The sequence below is a fragment of the Hymenobacter psychrophilus genome (assembly GCF_900107135.1).
Classification (GTDB): Bacteria; Bacteroidota; Bacteroidia; order Cytophagales; family Hymenobacteraceae; genus Hymenobacter; species Hymenobacter psychrophilus.
In genome coordinates, this window is sequence record NZ_FNOV01000001.1 from 483,210 (window position 1) to 502,555 (window position 19,346).

Below are 19,346 nucleotides of genomic sequence, written 5' to 3' on the forward strand. Positions count from 1 at the left end.
GCGCACCTGCTGCCGGCCTACTACTTTTGCACCACTTCAACGCTACCTGAGCAGCGAAGTAGGACAACCTGGTTCGGTAGTTCAGTTGGTTAGAATGCCGCCCTGTCACGGCGGAGGTCGCGGGTTCGAGTCCCGTCCGGACCGCAAAGTCCCTTCAGCATCGCGCTGAAGGGGCTTTTGCTTTTCCGGGCCGATGGGTCAGGAGTTAAGCGGCAGCGGCCAGAATCGTAACGCTTAGCACGAAGCTCAGAAACAGGGCTACCCCCCTTATAAGCGACCTGCGCTGGTTTTCAGCATCCAGATAAGGCGCCGTGTGGTAGATCAACGCCGGCAGTAGCACATAGATAAACAGCATATGCTTGTGGGCGTAGTAATCAGCGCCCTCGCTGGTAAAATGCACCGGCACGCTCGCGGGCAACTTGGGCCACCACACAATCAGGCAGGCCAGGGGCAGAAATACGAGTAGCTGCATTACCAGGGAATAGCGCGGGGTGGCAGGGGCCTTGTCTTGCATGTCAATTTTGATTAGCTGGGGATGAATGTAACACAAAGTACTGCCCGGGCTCATGTCTTTCGAGCTACCTGGCAGGAAGTGGATACGACCGCAGGAGCCTCGGAGCCTTTTTATTTCTGGTTTTCTCTCAAACTGCAATCAGCTATTTCCGGCACTACGCCGAAATAGCTGATTGCAGCGCGGCTACTGTTTCCAACGCCCTACCCCACCTGATACTTCCTCCCTCTTTTGACTACCAGGCCAGTTCGCGCGCCCTTTTACTCCTAAACCTACATTAGGAGATGACGTCGAGCTTGCCGTAAAGCAACTGCTGCAAGTTTTTTTTCGGAGGCTATCCTATTTACCAACAGAACTATATCATCTCTAAAACATCCTTTACAGCCTTATAAAGCAGTTTTTTTATTGCTGCGGGCTTGGTGAAGTTGAATCCACTCTGCTATATTTGCATCATCAAAAGGGAAAGGCACACGGCCCGCCCCGAATTGATAGCCGGTTCGGTAGTTCAGTTGGTTAGAATGCCGCCCTGTCACGGCGGAGGTCGCGGGTTCGAGTCCCGTCCGGACCGCAAAGTCCCTTCAGCATCCGCTGAAGGGACTTTTGCTTTTTCAGCTTATCCCGGCTCCCTGCGTAGCGGCCGCGGCCAGCGCCTCTATGTCAGCGCGGCGAGCCAGCACGGCCAGCCACTCGGGCGGAATGGCGTCCTCGCCGTAGCACAGGCCTGCCAGGCCGCCGGTTACGGCCCCGGTCGTGTCGGTGTCGTCGCCGAGGTTAACGGCAGCCAGCACGGTTTCAGCGTAGGTTTCGTAGCGCAGCAGGCACCAAAGCGCGGCTTCCAGCGTGTGCATGACGTAGCCGCCACTATCGACGGCCGTTGCGGAAATGTCGGGTAGGCGGCCGCTGAGGATGCGCTCAAATTTGTCGGCTTCGTGCGCTGGAATTTTCAACTCATACAGCTGGGCCGGGGCCTGCCGACACATTTCAGCATAGGCCGCAGCCGGCGACTGGCCGGCGCGCAGGTAGCGGGCCATTTCCAGGTACAGCAGGCAGGCCACCGCCGAGCGGATATGGCCGTGCGTAATGGCCGAAACGTCGTGGATGAGCCGGAAACGCTCTTTCAGCGGCGCATCAACCTGATAAAAGGCCAGCGGCAGAATCCGCATCAGCGCCCCGTTGCCGTTGCTGTACTCGTCGGTGCCGCCGGCCAGTATAAGGTCGCCGTCCGCCTGCAGGCGGCTCAGGGCCTCGCGGGTGGTAATGCCGATATCGAACACGGAGCCGCGGGGCGTCCAGAGCTGCTCGTAGTACCAGCGGCGGCTGTATTCGGCTACTTTGGCCAGCGTGAAGCCGTCGGCCAGCGCCTGGACCAGGCAGAACGTGAGCGAGGCATCATCGGACCAGGTACCGGCGGGCTGGTTGTGGGTACCGTACTCACGCATATGCACCACGGGGTCGAGGCGGCGGGCGGCCCGGCTCTGGAACTCGACGGGCACGCCCAGCGCGTCGGCTACGGCCAGCCCCAGCAGGGCGGCGCGGAGTTGGGTTTCGGGGGAAGCTATTGGCATAAATGATTGATGAGGAAGATGTCGGCTACAATAATAGGTGGGTTTCGGCGAGTCGGCCCAACGGTCAACGCCTCCTACTCCACTACCGCCTGCCGGCTGGCGGCGCGGCCGAAGCGGGTGGGAAAGTACAGCAGCTCGGCCCGGGCGGGGTTGAGCGTGTAGCGGCCCCGGTAGCGGGGCTGCAACGCCACCCGAAATACGTGGCGGCCAGCCGGCAGCACGTCAATGAAAATACCCACCTGGTGGCGCAGGTATTCGCGGTGCACCTCGAAGGCGTTGCCGGACGCTTTTTCGGCGGCGTAGGAGCAGCCGGCCGGAATAGGCACTTCGAGCAGCACGTAGCGGGCCTCGGCGGGCACCTCGACGGTTACTTCCAGCTCGGCGGGCTGGCCGGCCTTCAGCACCACCCGGCTCCCCGGTTGCCCGGCCAGCCGGGTGCGCACCGCAAAAGGCGTGGCCACGGCCGCCGGGGCGGGGTTCCAGCGGGTCTGGTAGGCGGTGGCGTACACTGGCAGCCCGCCCTGCTTGCGTAGCACCAGCGGCCCCGCCCCGGCCGGCAGCGTCGCCTCAAACGGAAACTGGTTGACTTGCTGATTAAGACCGCCGCTGAGCTGGGCGCGGGCTACCAAGCCCCCGCTGGCTGGCACCGTCAGGTCGGGGCCAATGGTGGCCAGAATCTGGCCGGCCTCGTAGGTGCTGGCCCAGTGGCCGCCGGGGCCGCGCTGCTGCAGCAGGTAGGCCCGGATGCGCGCCAGCTCCCGCGCCGCGTGGGGCCCGCCCTGGCTCCGCAACAGGCGGTAAGCCTGCAGGGTGGTGCCCAGGCGCTCGGATAGCAGGTAGCGGTAGAAACTACCCGCGCGCAACGTATCTGCATAAAATACCCCGCCCAACGCAGTAGTATGGCGGTAGCGGCGCAGCGAATCGAGCGGGGAAGGCAGCCCCAGCTGCTGGCGCAGCTCCAGCAGGGCCAGCTGCTGGTCGAGGGCGCGGCGGCCGGGCTCCCGCTCCAACCGGGCTAGCTGCGAGGAGAAATCGGGTGGCGGGCCCCCGAGAAGGCGCAGCAGCTGGAGCAGCCGCAGCCGGTCGTCGGGGGTGCGGAAGGCGGAGTTGGCTGCAGGGGCCAGCGCCCGACGAACGGTGGCATCGGCAAAGACGTTGTCGAGTTCGCGCAGCAGATACTGGCGGAGCGCATCTTTGTCGAGGGCTACTCTATAACCCTGCTGCCCGGCTTCGAGTAGGGCTTCAATCACATGCAGCGAGGCCCAGGCGCTGACCGGCGCGGTGGCCCAGGTACCCCACAGCTGCTGCGTCGAGGGCCGGCCCCGCAGCAGCAGCCGGATCAGGCGGTCTGCGTCGCGGGTGCCGGCGAAGGGCTGGCCAGGGCGCAGCACGGCCCGCAGTCGCTGTTCGAGCAGCAGGCCCCGCAGCTTGGACGCCGCCTGCTCGTTGCAGAGGTAGGCGTAGTTCTGGAGGTGGCGGATTTCGTCGAGTACCACCGGCACCGGGTCGCTTTCCAGCCGCAGCGTAACGGGGCCCAGCTCGGGGCGCACGGGCAGCGTGAGGGTGGTGTCGGCGGCCGTGAGTACGGCGAAAGTGCCCACCCGCTCGCGGGTGCCCACCGGCAGCACCGGCAGGTAGCGCAGCTCCCCATCCTCGTACCCATCGGCCCGGCGCAGACTGTAGCGTACGGCCACCGAATCGGCATCGGCGGGGGCCACGAAGCTGAGCGTATCGAGCACGGCGGTGAGCACGCGGTGGCGCAGGGTGCGCTCAGGCCCCGCGCCCACCTGGAACGTGGTGCTTACCTGGGCCGTGTCGGGCAGGTAGTTAAGGGTTTTGCCGATAACCTGCGGCCGGTCGCCCTGGAGCAGGAAACGCGGGGTTGCCAGCGTGGCGGCCAGGGCCTTGAACGAGCGCAGCCGCTGCGTGAAGCTGCCCGTGCGGGCGTGGTCGTCGGAAGCCAGCACAAAGATGTCCCAGCCCGTGAGGTCGTCGGGCACGATGACTTCGGTGTGGGCTCGGCCCTGCTGGTCGGTTACGAGCGTGGGCCGCCACCAGCCCACGTCGGAGAAGCGGCGGCGCAGCGCCAGCCGCGGGTCGCGACCGGGCGCCGATGCCCCATCGTCGGACGGGCGGCCATTGGCCAAGTCCCGTTTGGTGGTGATGAGAATAACCCCGCTCGCGGCCCGCGAGCCATACATGGCCGTGGCCGATTCGGCTTTCAGCATTTCCGTCGTGAGGATATCGTCCGGGTTCAGGTCTTGCAGCCGGCCACCAAACGGCAAGCCATCCACGATAAGCAGGGGCCGGCTACTACCCGCCAGCGTACCGCTGCCGCGGATCTGAATGCCCGCCACTTTGCCGCTGAAGGCTGATTCCACAGTACTTACCGAACTCGCCAGGTACGCCCGTCGCCGTTCTATCCCCAAACCAGTTACGACTACCTCGCTGAGCTGCTTGCTGTCCGTGCTCAGCTCCACCGGCATATCCGGCCCGTTGGCCGGCCGTTCCATCGAAACGAAGCCAATCGAGGAGAACACCAGCACCCCACCCGGCGGCACCGACAGCGCGTAGCTGCCGTCGGCATTGGTGCTCACGCCCACATTGGTGCCTTTTACGAGCACCGTTACGCCGGGCAGGCCCTCGCCGGTGGCACGGTCGGTTACGCGGCCGCGCACCAAGTGCCAGCCCGAGGGCGCTACCAGGGGCAGCGCCACCGCAATTTCGCGGCGGCCAGCGGCCGAGTCGAGCATTGCGGGTGGGCCGGGGCGGTATAGGTGGGCGGCTACCTGCTGCCGGAACAGCTGCCGCCAGCGGCGGGCGGCGGCCTCGGGCAGGGGCTGCCGGTCGAGCGAATCGAGCTGCAGGAAGGTGGTGCCCCCGGCCCGCACCTGCACGGCGGCGCGTGGGGCCAGCACCGAGCTGTCGGCCCGCAGCAGCGCCAAGTGGTAAGGGCCGGGTGGCAGGGCGTGCAGGTACTGGGGCAGGTAGCGCAGCAGCCGGCGAAACCCGGGCTGGTCGGGCCGGGTGAGCAGGGTGTAAAGCACCGGCAGCCCGCCGGCACTGCTTAAACCGTTTGGCGCAGTATTGGCGCCCAGCACCACCAGCCGGCCCTGGCCGGCGGGCGTTTTGGCCGGCGAGTCGAGCACTGGCTCGGGTGTGGGGGCGCGGAAGTAGCCGGTGGCAGCACTCGGCTGCAGGTCGGCTTCGGTCAGGGCGAAATCGGCCAGCGGCAGGGCGCCCGTGAACACCAGGGCCCGCCCCAGGTCGCCGTACTCAAACCCGGAGTTGTTCAGGCTCCGCATCTTCAGCAGGCCCTGGCCAAAGGTGTAGCGATAGGCCGGCTCAAACAAAAACCGCTGCCGCAGGCCATCGGAAGCGCGGCGCAGCAGCACCGAATCGGGCCGGAAAGGGCCCGCCAGATAGGTCAGCTGGTTCTGCTGATAATCGTACTGATAATTCGTGGTAATCCGGCCGGGCCGGGCTGGCTGCCCCTCCCCCAACACCTGCAGGCGGTTGCCCTGGCGCAGGCGCAGCTGGTCGCGGGGCGCGGCGCGGTCGATAACGGCTAAGTACCGCTGCAGCTCGGCCCGCTCGGTGGCCGATACTGCGCCGAGCCGGACTACCGTTAGGTTGGGCTGCGCGTGGTTGGGGTCGATGCTGAGCGTGAGCTTGTGCAAGTGGCGCAGCGGCACGTTGCGCAGCGTGATGAGGCGGTCGGGCGTACGAATGGCCACCGTGTGGCGACCGGTATCGGCCACCAGCGCGAAGGGCTCATCGGCATTTGCCAGGCCCACAAATACGGGTATTCCATCTATATAAACCGCCACCGTGGGCTGCACTCGTCCCGAATCGACCACGAATGGGGCCAGCTGGGTAATTCCGCCGGGAGCCAGCTGGTATTCGGCAAACGTGCCGGTGGCGGGGTACAGGAACTGGTAGAAGCGCAGCGAGTCGAGGCCCAGGCGCTGCCGCCAGGCGCCCCAGGCCAGGGGCTGGCGGGCCGGTCGTTGGGGCTCGTTGGCAAAACCGGCCGCCAGCCCGAGCCGCCGCCGCGACACCCGGCCCACCAAGGCGGGCGCGAAATCGGGAATTTCGGGCGCGGCCGGGGCCGCAAACTTGCTGGTGTGGGCGTAGGCCGTGAGGTCGGCGGCGGGTACGGGGCGGCCGGCCTCGTCGCGCACGGTGTAGGCCAGCGTAATTCTCTGCCCCGGATACACTACCTCGGGCTGCGCGGCCTCGATGGTAAGCCGACGGCCAGGCGGGGCCACGTGGTATTCGGCCTTCCGCAGCTCGCCGCCCCAGAAATAATGCACCGAGACATACCACGTATCGGCAGCGGGGGCCGGCCGGCGGCGGGTTAGCCCGGGCCCGTAGCCGCGCTCCACCAGCCGGTTGCCCCGGTACAGGTAGTACCAAAACCGCAACCGCCGCGGATTCTCTGCGCCCAGCACCAGCGAATCGGTGGTCCGCGCCGACGTCAGCTGCAAGCCGGCATTGCTGGCATCAAGCGCAAGCGTAGTCGCCGGGTAAGGGCTGGCCTGCAGGCGGTAGCGGCTGGCAGCTGGGTCAAGAAGCCGGGCCAGGGGCAGCAGCACCGTTTCGGTGGTGGTAACCGATTTGCCATCGGGCCGGGGGCGGGTGGTTTCGAGCAACGCCATGCGCGGCCGGGCCGGGCCACTCACTTCATAATCGGCCCGCAACGAATCCTGGCGCAGGCGCAGCGTCAGCTGACCGGCCTGCTGCTCGTAGCGGACGGTGGCCTTTTCGAGGTGGCGCTCCTGGTCGGCGTTGAGAAATTCGGCCTCCACCTGGTACGTGAGGTCGGCGGCCGGCAGCACCGAATCGGGCAGGGCCACGCGGGTTTCGCCGGCCGCATCGAGGGGCTGGGCGTGGGTCCAGAGGGTATCGGGCACGAACACCTGCCGGCCCGCCAGCCGGCCCACGACCAGCGGCAGCACCCGCAGGCGCACCCGGGCATCGAGCAGGTTGAGGTCGTTGGCATCCTGCCCCCGCAGAAACAGGGCCTGGGGGGCGCCGGCCGGCTGTTCGGTTCGGGCCGGGCGCAGGGTGTAGCGGGTGTTGTTCAGCTCGTAGTCTTCGAGCCGGAAGCTGCCCGTGGCCAGCTCAGGGCCGAAGGGGCCGGAGCCAACGGGGCGCAGGCTCAGGCGCACGTACTGGTCGGAGCGCAGATTGAGCGTATCGGGCAGCGGCAGCGTGAACTCGTAGGAACCGGGCCGCACCGGAACCAGCCGGGCCAGGCGGCGGGGCGGGCGCTGCTGGTCGGCGCTGAGCCACAGCTCCAGCGGACGGCGGTAGGGCTGGCCCCGGCGCCGCAGCACCCGCGCCTTCAGGCGGAGCGTGTCGGCGGCGGGGCGGTAGCGGGGCTTGCTGAGCACGAGGTAGGCGCGCCATTGGTCGCTTTGCTTTTCGGCCCGCTGCTGCTGGCGCTGCTCCCGCACCTCGGGGTTGAACACGGCGCGCAACAGCCCGATGGGGCCGGTACGAACGGAGGAAGCATGGCGCAAATCACTCAGCAGCCTGCGCACCGGCCGGCCCAAATAGCCCAGCGGAAACCCGTAGAGCACCCGCTGGTAGGCCCCGCGCCAGCTAAGGGCCCGGCCACCACGGGGCCGGTGCGGCGAAAACTTCTGCTCCAGCGCGTGGTAGGTGGTTCGCCCCCCGATTTCTACGGCCAGCAGCCCGGCCCGGCCCGCGCGGCCCGCCAGCCGGTAGGTTTGCGTAGCGGCATCGAAGGGAACCCGGCGGCCCCCGCGGAGCAGAAGGCGGGCACCGGGCAACAGCCGGCCCAGCGAATCGCGCAATACCAAGGTTAAATCCTGCTGATTATCGAGCACCGCAAGCTGGCGGTCGGTGCGGCCGAACAGCCAGTACACCAGTTCCGGCCCTTCGGTGCGGGCCACCAGGTAGTAGCCCGGCGGCCGGGCCGCCAGCCGCTTGGGGCCCAGGCTATCGGCCTGGCTCGTCGGAAACGAATCGACGGGCTGGGCAAAGAAATCAGTTTGGGCAGTTGCGAGGCCCCGTTCGTAGAGGTGGCGGGCCTGCGCATCGGTCAGGCGAAAAACCTTGGTCTGGTAGCTTTGCTGGCGGGCGCGGGCCAGCGGCTGCTGGGCCCTAACGGAGCCAGCAGGCAAAAGCAGCAGCAGTAGCGGGAGGAGTAGGCGTAGCGGCATAGGCGGTAGTGGGGCGGTAAACGAGGCTGGCCCCGGCCCTACTGATGCCCCGGCCCGGCAGATTCCACAAGCCGACCCACCATTTCACTGTTCAGCGTTGCTTTTTATATCGTCCCCCCCCGCTACCAGAGCCATGTATTTCGTTTCTGCTCGGGCATCTAAACCAGTAGGCTACGTTCTATCGTACTGCTACTCGCAGTTACCCGGCACCTGTTGGGCAGCAGCTACTCTGTGCCCAACATGCGGGAGCTAAAACCTGGTTTTTGCCGCAGAATTTCATTTTTGGCTGAATACTTGCCAAGGACCTGCTTACCTTCGTGTGGCTTTTGCGGCTTTACCTTTTTGCTATGACCCGTTTTCTTCTCTTTCTGATGCTGCTGGTGATGGGCCTGGCCGACATCAGCCCGGCGCTGGCCGCCCCTCCCGGTCCGGCCGCCCGCGCCAAAATGCGCGGCAAAGTATACGTGCACCGGCCCAACTACCGCACCTATAAAGGAGGAGGCCGCAAAGCCCGCATGAAACGCACCGTTCGTTACCGGCAGCGCTGGTTCCAGTTCTGGCGCAAGCGTAAGAAAGGCGAGCAGCGCGCCCCGCGCCGCTCCCGCAACACCACTATCGGCACCGGCAAATAGCCCCGGGCGCCCGGATTTTTCCTCCTAAACAAAGCAGCCTTTCCCGCACCAGCGCGGGAAAGGCTGCTTTGTTTAGGAGCTACCAGGCTGTTTTGCTAAACCACAGCGGCCCGGCACCGGTGCGCTGCTCTACTGGCTGCTTTACTGGTTGCCTTGCGCGTACCACTGCCGCCGCACCCGCACCAGCAGCTGCTCTGCCGCTTTGTGGTCGGGTATTTCGGGCAGCGTGGAAGAGGCAAAAGCGGCATCGACCTGGGCTACCAGCGCGTCGGCCTCGGCAATCAGCTGCTCGTACTCGAACTCACCCCGGCGAACCCGGAGCAGGAACTCGCGGTTGGGGCGGCGCACGGGCAGCTGGCCGGTAGCCGCCACGTCGAGCGCCATGCCCAGCAGCCGGAACACGTGCAGCATGTTCTTGGCATCGTAGTTCCGGCCGTGGCCAATCGTGTTCTGGTAGCGTTCGGGGTTACGCTTCTGCTCCCACTCCTGGTACTCGCGCCACACCCGGCAGGAGGTGCTGTAGCCGTTGCGGTTGAAGCTCAGGTAGGCCACCGGCTCCTCCCCCTTCGGCACGGCCGAAAGCTGCACGTCCTGCGACGTGGCCGGGTCGCGCACGAGCCCCCGGTAGCCGTGGCGCTGGTCGGGCGTGTCGTCCACGAACAGGGCGTAGAGGTCGGGCAGGTGGGGCACATTGGTCAGGCCGCACTGCGGGGCAGCGAGGTTGCGCCGCGCCAGCCAGCCGGCCACCGGCTGCGCCCCGGCGCCGGCCGTCACATAGCAAAAATCCAGTACCGATTTGCGCTGGGGCGGTTCGGGGTGGTTGATTTTCTTGTTCAGCCCCCGCGCTTTGCGAATCTGGGCCACGGCGTATTCGGCGAAGCTGGCGCGGCAGAGCTGGGACAGGAAGTCCTCGACCCGGAACGCCCCGAACAGCGGATGGCAGTAGCGCACGCAATCGGCGGGCGAGGCCAGCAGTTCCAGCGCCGTGGGGTTGCTCTTGAGCAGCAGCTCCACGAAGCGGCGCAGCTCGTAGTAGACCTCGTCGTTGGTTTCGTTGGCCACCTGGGGCAGGTAGCCGAGGCCATAGAACTCGGTTTCGGGCAGGATGAACACGCCTTTGAGGTCGGTATCTGAGTGGGGCAGATCGGTGCCGTAGGCGCGGCTGCCGCTCAGGGCCTCAAACAGGATGAGGCCCCGCTGGCGCAGGTTTTCGATGGTCATAATCCTTACTTATACAAACGGGGGTTGAAACGTGACCCGGCGCGGCGGCCCGTTGCGGAGGTTGTTGAACCGGTGCTGTTGCCAGTGGTTCTGACGCCAGACGTGAAGCATTGCGCTTCGAGACAGTGTTCACGTACTCGTTCAGCCTAGGTGGCAACCGGCATGGTGTCAGGCATATTTTCTACTTTTAACTGGTGTTTTTTGCCCTTGACTACGGCCCAAACCAACCTCGGTATGCCAAACCAGCAAGTAACGCTACGCCCAACGCAGGACGCTGATCTGGATGCGTTGTTTGAGTTTCAATTAAACGAAGAGGCGGCGTACCTAGCGGCTTTTATGCCACAGAACCACACCGACCCGGTGGCCTATCGTGCAAAGTACTGCCGGTTTTTGCGCGACCCTACCATCCACATGCAAACCATTCTGGTCGACGGCGTGCTGGCCGGCAGCATTGCCAAGTTCGAAATCGAAGGCGACGCTGAAATTACGTATTGGCTGGACAGAAGCTTCTGGGGCCGGGGCGTGGCCACCGCCGCACTGCGCCACTTCCTGCTGATTGAGCCGGCCCGCCCTGTTTTTGGCCGGGTAGCCTTCGACAACTTCGGCTCGCAGAAAGTGCTAACTAACTGCGGCTTCCGCAAAGCAGGCACCGCCCGAGGCTTCGCCAGTGCCCGCCAGGCGGAGGTAGCGGAATTCATCTACCAACTCCCCTAGCCAGGTGCGGGCCGGCGGCGCTGTAGCAGGAGGCCTGTGCGCTACGGTTGCGGCTACAGCCACGCCCGAAACACGGCATCCAGCGCCGGCGTGGGCTCGGGGCGACGCAAGACGGGCAGGATGGCGCGGGCATTCTGACCGGCGTCGTATGCCTGCTGCAGATACGCCACCAGCGCAGCCGGACGCGGCACGGTGGTTTTCTCGTCGGCGGTGGCTTTCCGGGCCAGCAGCTCATCTACCGTGTCGTTCAACTCCGGCGGCAGCAGCTCGCGCAGCAGTGCAAACTCCATGGGCGGTACCTGGTCAGGGTGATGCTGAATCCAGCGGGCGGCCAGTGCTGAGCGCAGGGCGTAGAACAGCCGTTTGAGGCGCACCTGCTCCCCCGTCAGGTCGTCGGTTACCCCGCGCCGCAGCTGGCCCAGGTAGTGGTGCAGACCGGCGCGCGGGTTCCAGCCGGCCGGCAGCCACGGCTCCAGCGCCGCCCGAAACCCGGGTGCCTCCTGGTACACCACCGGCGACTGGAGCCATTCGAACAGGGCCGCATTGGAACCGCGCAGCAGCTTTAGCGCTTTGCGTAGCTCCCAGCCGGCCAGGTCCAGCTCGTCATCAATGGGGAAATTGAGCGTATCGGGGCCTTCGTCGAGAGTCAGGTACCAGTGGGCCGGGTGGCTGTAGATAAAGCGCACGTCGTAGTCGGAATCGGGCGAGGGGAAGCCCCAGGCCCGGCTGCCCGACTCGCAGGCGTACAGCACGCGGATGCCATGGGTGGCTTCGAGGGCGGCGAGGGCGGCTTGAATGCGGGCGGGCATGAGAGAGGCAGCAGGAAAAAGCATGAAGGCAAAGAACGTCATTCAGGGCCTGTGGCGCACAGCATCACCTCCCCTAAATGACGTTCTTTGCCCCTGCTCCAATCAGCCCTACCCCACCAGGATCAAACAACGACTCGAAGCTTTCAGTGATGGGGTGCTGGCCATCATCATCACCATTGTGATGCTGGAAATAAAAGTGCCGCACGGGCAGGCCAACTGGGCGGCGCTGCAGCCGCTGCTGCCGGTATTTCTGAGCTACGTATTGAGCTTCGTTTACGTGGGCATCTACTGGAACAACCACCACCTGATGCTGGGCAGCGCCCACGGCATCAGCGGCAGTGTACTGTGGGCCAATTCCCACCTGCTGTTCTGGCTGTCGCTGGTGCCGTTTGCCACCGGCTGGATGGGCGAGAACAACTTTGCCCCGCTGCCCATGGCAGCCTACGGTTTTGTGCTCTTGATGGCCTCAGTGGCCTATTTCATATTGCAATCCGTCCTCGTTCGGGCGCAGAAGCCAAACTCGACCCTGGCCCGCGCCCTGGGTCCCGACTGGAAGGGCAAACTCTCGCCCCTGCTCTATACGCTGGGTATCGGGGCCAGCTTTTGGCAGCCCTGGCTGGCCGGCGCCGCCTACGTGGCCGTGGCCCTGATGTGGCTGGTGCCCGACCAGCGCTTCGGGCGCGACACAGCGCCCGAAGCTATGTAACACCTTTTTACATCTATCAATCAGGCTCTTTCAAGGCCTTTCTCCGCAGAAACCAACCACCCGGCCAACCCTTGCCGGTAAACCAGCATCTTCACGCCATGAAGACACCAGGAATCCTTCTTTTCTTAGCCCTAACGGGCTCGCCAGCCTATTGCCAGACGGCGCCGGTGGCCCTGCCCGATTCCGTGGCGAGCTTCCTGGATAAGAGCCTCACGCTATTGCAGGCCTACTCGCTGGAACGCCATACCGTAAACTGGCCCCAGCTACGCCAGGCGGCTTATCAGCGGGCCCAGGGAGCTACCACCGTACGCGACCTGCTGCCCCTCTACCCTTTCCTGTTCGAGCAGCTGAAAGACGACCACGGCTGGCTCACGTACCAGGGCAAAACGTATAAATGGCGCAACCCCGCCCGCCCGGCGTATGCCAATGAGGTGGTGAAGGCCGCGCTAAAGCAGCAGCCCAGTGTGCTGGTGAAGATGCTGCCGGGCCGGGTGGGCTACATTCAGCTGCCGGGCATCAACGCCGGGGGCAGCCTGGAGGAAATGCGCGCGGCGGCCCGGGTCGTGCAGGATTCGCTTTGCCGGCTTCCCCCCAGCCGGACCCGGGCCTGGATTCTGGACCTGCGCCTCAACGATGGGGGGGCCATGGCGCCCATGCTGGCTGGCATTGCCCCGCTGCTCGGCGACGGGCATCTGGGCGGCTTTGTGGATAGCAATGGCAAGCCCGAGCAGCAGTGGTACCTGCGCCAGGGTAACTTCTACGTGGATTCTATGCAGGTAACCACGCTCAGCAACCGCTGCCCCACCGGCCGCCCCGATTTGCCCATTGCCGTGCTGCTGAGCGGGCGCACGGCCAGTTCCGGCGAAATCGTGGCCATCAGCCTCAAGGGCCGGCCGGCCACCCAATTCTTCGGCGAGCCTACCTACGGAGCCACCACCGCCAACGAAAGCTACCCCGTCGGCGGCGGCGCCTACCTCACCATTGCCGGCTCGCAGGATGCCGACCGCACCGGCGCGGCCTACAAATCCAGCCTTACTCCCGACATGCTCATTTCGGGCGGCGACAACTTCACCGACCTGCGCCAGGACGCCAAAGTAACGGCGGCGCTCCAGTGGCTGAAGAAGGCGCGAAAAGGCAAGCGGAAGTAGGGTTTCCGATAATGCTAACCCTGGGCTGGCTTCGCCGGATGCCCGGCGAGTTCCTGCCCCGGGCGCACTACGTGGCCGCTACTGCACGCCCGTCACCCGGAACTCGACGCGGCGGTTGAGGCGGCGGGTATTTTCCTGGGCGTTGCTGGCCCGCGGCTCGGCCCCGCCCAGGCCCACCCCGCTGATGCGCTCAGGCGCCACGCCGCGCTTCACCAGGTAGGTTTTCACGGCCGCTACCCGGCGCTGACTCAGCTCCACGTTTTTCTGCGGGTCGCCCACGTTATCGGTGTGGCCGCGTAGCTCAATAGTGAGGCCAGGCGAGCCTGTAAGCAGTGTGGCCAGCGTATCGAGGGCCGGAAACGAGGTGGCGAGCAACTCGCCCTGGCCGCGCGAGAACTGCACGTTTTCCAGCTCCAGCGTGGCGCCCACGCCGAGGGGCCGCAGCAGTACGTCCTGGGCATAGGGGCCGGCAGCAGCGGCAAAAGTGGTATCGAGGGGCACGTAGCCGGGCAGGCGCAGCTGGGCGGCGTAGAGGTTGCCGGGGCGGGCCGGAAAAACGAACGCGCCGCCAGCTGTGAGGGTCAGTGCCGTATCGGCGCGGGCCGAAACCGTAACGGGGCGCAGGCGCAGGCCGGCGCGGGGCAGCGGCTGCAGCGTTACGGCATCGAGCACCCGGCCCCGCCAGGGTGCCCGTACCAGCGCGGGCGCCGGCTCTTCGTCGGAGGCCGCCTTACGAAACAGGTTGCAGCCCGCCAGGTCGGTGTACACGCCCCGCCGAATGCGGGCCACCACCTTGGTTTCCAGATCTACCTGATAAATGGCTTTGGGCCCGGCCAGAAACAGTCGGCGGTTGCCAAACTCGTCGTTTTGCAGCAGAATGCCGCTGTAGCCGCCCCGCTCGGGCAGCCCGTCGAGGGGCTGAATATCGGGGGCCGGCTGGCGGCTGTCTATGTTGATGCGCAGCAGCGAGCCATCGGTACTGTATACCTGGTAGAGGGTGCGGCGGGCATCGAAGCAGAAGTTGGCGTGGGTGCCGGCGCCGGCAAAACCCAAGGCCCCGAAGTAACTGGCCCGCCGCAGCGGATCGGTGCTCCAGACGGTACTGACTTTGCTGCTGGCTGGGTTCACGCGCACCAGCAGGTTGCCGTCGGAGGTGCTGAAGTACAGGTCGCCCCGGTCATCAGTGCCGCCCGAAATCCAGACGCCGCCCGAGCCCTGGGCCGGCAGTTGCCAGCCAGTGTACTCGCCCCGGCGAGTGGCGGGGTTGTAGCGGTATACGTACTCGGGGGCGTTGGTGGGGGCCTTGGTTACGGCGTACAGGCAGTTATCGAAGCCTTTGGCCAGGGCGTAGGACTGAAACGGCAGCACCCGCCGATGAATGACGGGCGGCTGGGCCGGATCAAGACTCGAAAACTCGTGAATCGTGCGGCAGTCGTCTTCCCAGATGTCGTTGTTGATGCGCAGGGCCGCAATGCCGTAAAACTTATCGTCGCAGCCCTGGAGCGGCGGCGGTGGCGGCCGGCGGCTGGACGGCCCGGGGCTCACGAGCCGCAGCGAGGCCAGCAGCAGCTGCGCAGCCGCCCGGTGCGGGTCGGGGCCGTCGGGGCCGCGGTACTCGAGGCGGTATTCGTAGCCCTCGCGCCAGAGGCGGCGGCCCAGCACCCGCGTCCGCCGCCCGCCGGTAGGGCGGGGCGCATCGTCGTCGTAAGCGTAATCGTAGCGCAACTCCTGAAAACGGTCTTCGTCGCGCTCCTCCAGTCGGTACACCCGCGCACGGGGCCGCCCCGCAGTCAGGTAGCGCCACACCGAGTCGAGTTGGCCGGCCTGCAGCAGGTTGAGGGCTTTGCGGTCGTCGGGCAGCGGGTGCAGGCTGATGGTGGCCGTGGCGGGCGTGGTTTCCCAGTCGGGCCCCACATAAAACGTGGTGCGGTGGTTTTCGCCGGGCATCACTTGCCAGCCCGTGGGGTAGCCGAGCTGGTAGCCGCCGCGGGCATCAGTATACATCTGGCCGGAGGCGTCGCCCTGCGCCCGGGCAGCGTCAGGCGCAGCCAGCAGCAACAGCAGTAGTAATGGCAGCAGCCAAATCTTTTCCCAAGCCAAATACCCGAACCATGTCATTACCTCAAAAATAGGCAGCCGAGCCGGATGTTGCCGGTTCCGATTCGACGTATGCTGCCGGCCAGGTCTTCGGGCAGCAATGGGTACGCCTGCCAAGAGCGAATGGGCTGCCCCGGCCACGCTGGTTTGCCCCGCGAGCGGCAGGGTAATTGCTTACCTTTGCACTATTGCCCGCAGAATGCCTGCTTGCTTAAACTTACCCATATGAAGAAACTTCTCCTCCTTACCCTGTTGCTTTCGAGCACACTGGCTGCTTCGGCGCAGTACATGGCTGGCAAGCCCCGCAAAAAATACGCGTTTCCTAAGAAAGACGATGAGAGTACCTACGTACTTAACGTTACCAAGAACACCGACGAAGATGCCGAAGTAGATGCCTGCGTCACCCGCGTGGCCTACCTGCCCTATGCCGATCTGCTGGCCCAGATCAACGAGCTCAAGCGCATCAACAGCTGGGCCGATACCACCTACCAGCGCCGCCTGAACCTACTGCCAGCCGGGGGTCAGCTTACCGTAACCATGTACCGGCGCGGCGCGAAAAATGCCGACCCTGGCTACCTGAGCCTGCTGGCCAAAAACAAAGCCGGCGAAGAACTGCTCAATCTGCCCGAGCTCGCCGCGGGCCAGGGCCGCTTCTGGAACCGCGACCTGTACATGAGCAAGCGCACTATACCATTTGTTAAAGTAGAGGGCGAGCAGGATGTGTTTCTGACTATCAATGATGCCAAGACCAAGCAAAACTTTGAGTACGTTATCAAAGCGCAGTAACCTAGCATTATAACCAAATGCATAAGCCCCGTAATCCACTGGATTACGGGGCTTATACATTTGGGCATTAACTAAATTACTTGTTTGCGCAGTTGCGCCCACTGCACGGCAATGATGGTTTTGGCATCCTCAAACGAAGCGGCAAAAAGTTCTTCCGCCGAAAACTCGACGGCCTCGATCTTCTCGCTTTCCTCGGCCAGCCCGCCGCCTGCGCCCGACTGGTGGCTGACTTCGGCGTAGTACACAGTAATCACCTCGGCACTGGTGCCGGGCGAGGGCAGGATGCGGGCAATCTGCTCCAAGCGGTCCACGTCGTAGCCCAGCTCCTCCTGAATCTCGCGGCGGATGGCCTGGGCGGGCTCCTCCCCCGAATCCACCATGCCAGCGGCCAGCTCCACGATTTCTGCTTCCGGCCCGATGCGGTACTGGCGGGTGAGGATATACTGCTGGCTGCCAGTATGGCGCACCAGCGCAGCCACCGCCGTTCCTGGCTCGAACCGTTCCCGCTTTAAGACCTCCTCGCCATCCTGGACTCGTAATTGGCTGAGTTTATAGTGCCCGTCGTAGGCCAGGTGCTTGTCGATTACGTGCATGAATTTCGTGGAAAATACAGATAAGGAAAAGGTGGCCGGCTATTTGATGCCTGAATCCGCAGCGGCCGGATGCCCTGCGCCGCGCCGGCGGGCCTATTATACGTCTTTTGAGGCGCTGTAAGTTAAAAAGCCCGACCTTTGCCGGCGGATATATTCCCGTGTCATTTTCGCCGCCCCTTGGCGGCTGCTTTTTTCTTTTCGATGTCGTTCGACGAACTCAACCTGATTGAGCCTATCCTCCGTGCCCTGCACGAGGAAGGTTACACTACCCCTACCCCTATTCAGCAGCAGGCCATTCCGCAAGTGCTGGAAGGCCACGACTTGCTGGGCATTGCCCAGACCGGCACCGGCAAAACGGCCGCCTTCACCGTGCCCATTCTTCAGATTCTGCACCAGACGGCGCAGGTAGAGCGTCACGCGCCCGGCCGCATCCGCTGTCTGGTACTCACGCCCACCCGCGAGCTGGCCATCCAGATCGGGGAAAGCTTTAAATCGTACGGCCGCCACCTGCCCAAGCTGCGCTCCACCGTTATTTTCGGAGGCGTGGGCCAGCACCCGCAGGTGCAGATCCTTAAGCGGGGCGTTGAAGTTTTGATTGCCACGCCCGGCCGTCTACTCGATTTGATGAGCCAGGGCTTCGTGGATTTGCGCAACGTGGAAGTGTTCGTGCTCGATGAAGCCGACCGCATGCTCGACATGGGCTTCATTCACGACATCAAGCGCATCCTGCCCAAGCTGCCCGCCAGCCGCCAGACGCTGTTCTTCTCGGCCACCATGCCGGGCCAGATTCAGGAGCTGGCTGGTAGCATTCTGCGACCCAACCCCGTGAAGGTGGCCGTTACGCCCGTATCGAGCACGGCCGAAACCGTGACGCAGGCCGTGTACATGGTCGATAAGAACGACAAAGCCGACCTGCTCGAACACGTACTACAAGACAAAAACATCCGCCGGGTATTGGTATTCACGCGCACCAAGCACGGCGCCGATAAGGTGGTAAAAACGCTGGCCAAGGCCAACATTCCGGCCGAAGCCATCCACGGCAATAAGTCGCAGAATCACCGCCAGCGGGCCCTGTCCAACTTCAAGGCCGGCTCGACCCGCGTGCTGGTAGCCACCGACATTGCCGCTCGCGGCATCGACGTAGATGAGCTGACGCACGTTATCAACTACGAAATCCCGAACGAGCCCGAAACCTACGTGCACCGCATTGGCCGCACCGGCCGCGCTGGCGCCGACGGTACGGCCCTCTCCTTCTGCGAAGATGAGGAGCGCGCCTATCTGCAGGATATTCAGAAGCTCATCCGTCGGCAGGTACCGGTAGTGCAGAGCCATCCTTACGCCACTTCGGCCGTGCAGCCGGTGCCCCTCACCGGAGGGCCGCCCATTAAGCGCCCCAAGGGCCCAGCCGGTCGTCCGGCCCGGCCGGGTCGCGAGGGTGGCCAGCAGGGCGGCGGGCGCGGCCGTGAGGGCCAGCGGCCAACTGGCGGTGGCAGCCGTGAGGGTGGCCAGCGCAGCCAGACCAGCAGCCAAGCCGGCCGCGGGGAAAGCCAGCGCAGCCCGGCCAGCTCCGGTCGGGGGCGGGGTGGCAGCCGGTAGGCGCCGCACCACTTTTCCGGCTACTGCCGCATCGGCTTCGGCCGGGCAGTAGCACAACTCCTGATAGTAAAACCCCGTCGTTGCCCGTTTAGCGGGAGGCGGCGGGGTTTTTGGCGTAAAATCAGCCGCCTATTTAGCCGGCCTTACACGCGGGGCGGCAAACAAAATAGCTGGCTGGCAGCTTAGTAGTGCATCTATACACCCGGCCCCGGGCCTCTCTTTTCTGTTCCGATTATGGCTCAACGCACTCTTCCCGTCATCCAGGCCCTGCGCGACACCGCTCAGCGCCTCGCTACTCAGGCCCCCTACCAGTGGGGACATATGGGCAGCTGCAACTGCGGCCACCTGGCCCAGACCGTTACCAAGCTCACCAAGGCTGAAATCCATACCCGGGCTATGCAGCGCTACGGCGACTGGGAACGGCAATTGATTGACTACTGCCCCACCAGCGGTCTGCCGATTGATGCCACTATTGACGAGATGCTGGCCCTGGGCTTCAACCGGGCCGACCTGACGCACCTAGAGCGCCTCTCCGACCCGGCCATCCGGGCGGCTATTCCGTTTGAGCGCCGCAACGCGCTGCGCCACAACCAGCGCGACGATGTGGTGCTCTACCTGCGTACCTGGGCCGGGCTGCTGGAGGCTGAACTGCTGGCCACTATTGAACTGCCCAGCTTGGTACCGGCAGTGGCTTTGGTAGCAGTAGGGGCATAGGCCTAGAGAAGCTGCATCAGCAGAAGCATGAAAGCCCCGCCGGCAGCTGCCGGCGGGGCT

At 64.8% G+C, this 19,346-nt stretch carries 14 protein-coding genes and 2 tRNA genes; 9 read left to right on the plus strand and 7 right to left on the minus strand.

Translation table 11 applies throughout. From position 1 onward, the window contains the following. Positions 1-70 precede the first annotated feature (70 nt). A tRNA-Asp gene (locus BLW21_RS01985) sits at positions 71-144 on the plus strand. Between the two features lie 61 nt (positions 145-205). Here the strand turns inward: BLW21_RS01985 and BLW21_RS01990 are convergent. Continuing rightward, positions 206-514 (minus strand): DUF1648 domain-containing protein, encoded by a 309-nt coding sequence (locus BLW21_RS01990; RefSeq protein WP_175470821.1) that lies wholly within the window; start codon positions 512-514, stop codon positions 206-208. Positions 515-1,005: 491 nt separating this feature from the next. On the opposite strand from BLW21_RS01990, the gene BLW21_RS01995 reads away from it, so the two are divergent. Next, positions 1,006-1,079, plus strand: a tRNA-Asp gene (locus BLW21_RS01995). Between the two features lie 40 nt (positions 1,080-1,119). On the opposite strand, the gene BLW21_RS02000 is transcribed toward BLW21_RS01995, so the two are convergent. Next, positions 1,120-2,076: an ADP-ribosylglycohydrolase family protein gene (locus BLW21_RS02000; RefSeq protein ID WP_092737341.1), complete on the minus strand. Its 957-nt coding sequence runs from the start codon at positions 2,074-2,076 to the stop codon at positions 1,120-1,122. Positions 2,077-2,150: 74 nt separating this feature from the next. After that, entirely contained in the window at positions 2,151-8,270 is a 6,120-nt protein-coding gene (locus BLW21_RS02005; protein ID WP_092737343.1) for a carboxypeptidase-like regulatory domain-containing protein, read from the minus strand. A gap of 347 nt (positions 8,271-8,617) precedes the next feature. Between BLW21_RS02005 and BLW21_RS02010 the strand changes: the two genes are divergently transcribed. Continuing rightward, the gene (locus tag BLW21_RS02010) at positions 8,618-8,902 is read left to right on the plus strand and encodes a hypothetical protein (protein ID WP_092737345.1); all 285 of its coding nucleotides are present in this window, start codon (positions 8,618-8,620) and stop codon (positions 8,900-8,902) included. A 141-nt stretch (positions 8,903-9,043) separates the two neighbouring features. Here BLW21_RS02010 and BLW21_RS02015 read toward each other — a convergent pair whose 3' ends face one another. Next, positions 9,044-10,123, minus strand: coding sequence for a DNA polymerase beta superfamily protein (locus tag BLW21_RS02015; protein WP_092737347.1), 1,080 nt, complete (start codon positions 10,121-10,123; stop codon positions 9,044-9,046). A 234-nt stretch (positions 10,124-10,357) separates the two neighbouring features. Between BLW21_RS02015 and BLW21_RS02020 the strand changes: the two genes are divergently transcribed. Further along, entirely contained in the window at positions 10,358-10,837 is a 480-nt protein-coding gene (locus BLW21_RS02020; protein ID WP_092737579.1) for a GNAT family N-acetyltransferase, read from the plus strand. A 53-nt stretch (positions 10,838-10,890) separates the two neighbouring features. On the opposite strand, the gene BLW21_RS02025 is transcribed toward BLW21_RS02020, so the two are convergent. Further along, a complete protein-coding gene (locus tag BLW21_RS02025; RefSeq protein WP_175470822.1) occupies positions 10,891-11,646 on the minus strand; it encodes a nucleotidyltransferase domain-containing protein in 756 nt (251 codons plus the stop codon). Between the two features lie 121 nt (positions 11,647-11,767). Here BLW21_RS02025 and BLW21_RS02030 point away from each other — a divergent pair, with 121 nt between their 5' ends. Together BLW21_RS02030 and BLW21_RS02035 are read left to right on the plus strand one after the other, a co-directional pair. Next, positions 11,768-12,352 carry a TMEM175 family protein gene (locus BLW21_RS02030; RefSeq protein WP_262490431.1) on the plus strand — a complete coding sequence of 195 codons (585 nt, stop codon included), beginning with the start codon at positions 11,768-11,770 and terminating at the stop codon, positions 12,350-12,352. Between the two features lie 98 nt (positions 12,353-12,450). Then, positions 12,451-13,500 carry a S41 family peptidase gene (locus BLW21_RS02035; RefSeq protein WP_092737351.1) on the plus strand — a complete coding sequence of 350 codons (1,050 nt, stop codon included), beginning with the start codon at positions 12,451-12,453 and terminating at the stop codon, positions 13,498-13,500. 78 nt (positions 13,501-13,578) lie between these two features. Here BLW21_RS02035 and BLW21_RS02040 read toward each other — a convergent pair whose 3' ends face one another. Continuing rightward, positions 13,579-15,618 carry an OmpA family protein gene (locus BLW21_RS02040; protein ID WP_092737353.1) on the minus strand — a complete coding sequence of 680 codons (2,040 nt, stop codon included), beginning with the start codon at positions 15,616-15,618 and terminating at the stop codon, positions 13,579-13,581. Positions 15,619-15,822: 204 nt separating this feature from the next. Between BLW21_RS02040 and BLW21_RS02045 the strand changes: the two genes are divergently transcribed. Next, positions 15,823-16,383 (plus strand): hypothetical protein, encoded by a 561-nt coding sequence (locus BLW21_RS02045; protein ID WP_092737355.1) that lies wholly within the window; start codon positions 15,823-15,825, stop codon positions 16,381-16,383. Positions 16,384-16,454: 71 nt separating this feature from the next. Here the strand turns inward: BLW21_RS02045 and BLW21_RS02050 are convergent, their stop codons facing one another. Then, positions 16,455-16,976: an NUDIX domain-containing protein gene (locus BLW21_RS02050; protein ID WP_092737357.1), complete on the minus strand. Its 522-nt coding sequence runs from the start codon at positions 16,974-16,976 to the stop codon at positions 16,455-16,457. A 201-nt stretch (positions 16,977-17,177) separates the two neighbouring features. Between BLW21_RS02050 and BLW21_RS02055 the strand changes: the two genes are divergently transcribed. Together BLW21_RS02055 and BLW21_RS02060 are read left to right on the plus strand one after the other, a co-directional pair. Continuing rightward, on the plus strand, positions 17,178-18,572 hold the full coding sequence (locus BLW21_RS02055) for a DEAD/DEAH box helicase (protein ID WP_092737359.1): 1,395 nt from the start codon (positions 17,178-17,180) through the stop codon (positions 18,570-18,572). 234 nt (positions 18,573-18,806) lie between these two features. Beyond that, on the plus strand, positions 18,807-19,286 hold the full coding sequence (locus tag BLW21_RS02060) for a hypothetical protein (RefSeq protein ID WP_092737362.1): 480 nt from the start codon (positions 18,807-18,809) through the stop codon (positions 19,284-19,286). Positions 19,287-19,346: the final 60 nt, after the last annotated feature.